The 2,571-nt window shown below is 67.1% G+C and carries 2 protein-coding genes; both read right to left on the bottom strand.

The genetic code is table 11. From position 1 onward, the window contains the following. Positions 1 to 614 (bottom strand): SEC-C metal-binding domain-containing protein (locus QZY44_RS02740; RefSeq protein ID WP_295441903.1); only part of this gene is annotated, 614 nt, incomplete at its 3' end. A gap of 81 nt (positions 615 to 695) precedes the next feature. Then, positions 696 to 2,522 (bottom strand): SEC-C domain-containing protein, encoded by a 1,827-nt coding sequence (locus QZY44_RS02745; protein ID WP_295441906.1) that lies wholly within the window; start codon positions 2,520 to 2,522, stop codon positions 696 to 698. Between the last annotated feature and the right edge of the window lie 49 nt (positions 2,523 to 2,571).

Genomic DNA, 2,571 nt, shown 5'->3' on the forward strand with positions numbered 1-2,571 from the left:
CCGGGCTGTGGTGTGGCGGGTGGCCCGATCCCGGCGGCGTTCGTCCCCGCCGGTGCCGGTCGCAGCCTGGTCATGCAGCACTGCCGATACGCCCGGCCCAAGCCACAGGGGCAAGGGGCGTTGCGGCCCACCCGGTGCCGCGGCGCCTCCCCGGCCGACCCCGGCAGGGCCTTGAGCGTCGGTGCCTTGGGGGGGAATGGGGCACCGGTATAGGGGCGACCCTCGCAGTGCGCCTTGAACATCATATAGTGACGCTGCAGGCGGGGCAGATAATCGGGCATTCGCTCCAGCACCCGTTTGACCAGCTCAAGCAGCCCCTGGGAATGAGGGGGGCGCGGTCCCAAGGAGTCCAGGTAGGGACCGGGAAAAATGCCGGCCCCATCCAGGCGCAGGCAGACCTCCGCCGACTCGTTCTCCAGGTCGACCGAAACCACCAAGATGGAGACGCGGCGGCAATCGCAGCCGGGCACGTCGCAGTAGAGCTCCATAAAGCAATAGCTATCCGCCGGCACTTCGCCCCAGGGCTCCGTGAGCTCGACCATGAACATCTCCACCGTGCCGCGGTCGGGGTCGGCGAGCTCCGGGAAGACCTCATAGAAACCTCTCATCGTCATGGCATCTGACTCTGCGTTGGGGGGCCATGGAGTGGGGCTGGGAGGCCCTATTGGTGTCATCTGATATTGTGAACTGGGGGTTCAGTACTGACCCCGCAGCGCCCGATTCCGGGCAGGCTCGACGGAGCGCCGGGCGACGGCGACCATCAGCGGGATCTGTTCAAGCGGTATGCCCTCGTGCAGCGCCCGGGCAACGATGACGGAATCCTGCCAGGGGACGGGCTGCGGGGTCAGGGCGGCGCGCAGCCGCAGCCCGTTCCACAACAGCCGCCCGGTCCAGATGGCGCGCTTGGGCTCCATGACCCAGGTCAGGATGGTCGCGGCGGCGAGCGGCAACTGCTCCATCCAGTGTGCGGGTGCACCCACGTGGGTCAGCAGCAACTCCTCAATGACGCTGGAGCCCTCGAACCAGTTATCGGCAAAAGCGTGCTGTTCCGGCCATTGGCCCGTGCCGGCGAGTACTTCGGCCACGCGCGCCGGGGCGAAGGCAGCCGGGTCGGTCGCGGTCAGTGCCTCGATCTCCGCGGCCGGGTCGACCGCCAGTGGTTTCCAATACTCGCCGCCCACCACCATCTCGTGGAATTCCAACAGACGCGCCGGCGGCGGGTGATCATGCTCCAGGCCGACCGCGATGAAATGGGCGAGCGCCCGATGCAGGTAGTGCGGGTCCACCACCAGTGCCGAGTCGGCGATCCGGTCCCGGGCCTGATCGTCCATCATGTCCCTGGTGAATCCCCGCGGTTCCGAGACATCGGCCACGCCCTGTCCCTGTCCGACCAAGACGGCGGCATTGCGTCGATAGTGCTTCGGGTCTTTCACGTAGGCCCAGAGCGCATGCTTGCCGACGGCGTCGAAGATCGAGGCATAGACGGTGAGCGACTGGCCCGGCGGCGGCAAGGGTGCGCTGACGACCCCGGCCTTGCGGACGATCTTGATCAATTCATCCACCGCGGGCCGTTCCTCGGCGGGCAGCCAATTGCGTAACCCGATCAGCCGACGCAGGCCGAGCGGGCTCAACTGCGCGATCCCGCTGCCGTGGCGGAAGCGTTCGGCCAGGGTGCAGCGCAGTCGGGGGTTGGGATGCAACAGCAGGAGCATCGCCAGTTCTTTCCAGAAGGGCCGCGGGTTGGCCATCAGTCCGGTCACAATCTCGACCAGCGACTCGCCCGGCAGTGGCGCCAGTTGGGTCAGCATCGTCTCCAGTTCCGGGAACACATAGCGGGTGTCGATTTTCTTGATCATGCGCTCGAGCATGCGGTTCAAGTCATGCGCACCAGTGGCCGCGCCGAAACGGGTGTAATGGCTGCGGACGGCCAGTACCTGGTGGCGCAGTAGCTCGCTCAGCGGCAGCCTGGCCTCGTGAATGGCGCGCATGAGATGTTCCTGGACCTTGGCGTCCATCTCTGGGACGAAACCCACCTCGGCCATCTCGATCTGGACCCGCTCGTACAGTGCCAGTGCCCAGGCCCATTGCTGATCGGCACCGGAGCGCAGTCGCGTCAAGGCGTCGGTCAGCAGGGCCAGGCACTCGTCATAACCAGGCAGCGGGGTGCGCCGCTGCCCGCCGGGGGCATAGTGGGTCAGCAACAGCCGCAGCAAGTGCAAGGACAGGTTCCGGGTGATCTCCAGGGCCGCGTCGACCTCGTCGCCCCAGCGCCCGCGATTCTGGGGATTGGCCTTCCAGGCCCGCACCTGCTCGATGAGTTCGCGCGCGGCCTCGGTCATGGCCTCATCGAATGCCTGCAACTGCGCCGCGTCCATCGACCCGGGGTCGGCCGCGGCCGATGGCGGTTGCGCGTGCGCCGCCGCAGCCCGCGTGCCGCCGCCCGCTGCCGACTGCAGTTGGGTCATGCAGCATTGTTTATATTTCTTGCCAGACCCGCAGGGGAAAGGGTCATTTCGGCCCACCTTTTGTCGCGGCGCGACCCCGGCCGATCCCGGCAGGGCCGTGAGTGTC

The sequence above is a fragment of the uncultured Thiodictyon sp. genome (assembly GCA_903837595.1).
Taxonomy (GTDB): domain Bacteria; phylum Pseudomonadota; class Gammaproteobacteria; order Chromatiales; family Chromatiaceae; genus Thiodictyon.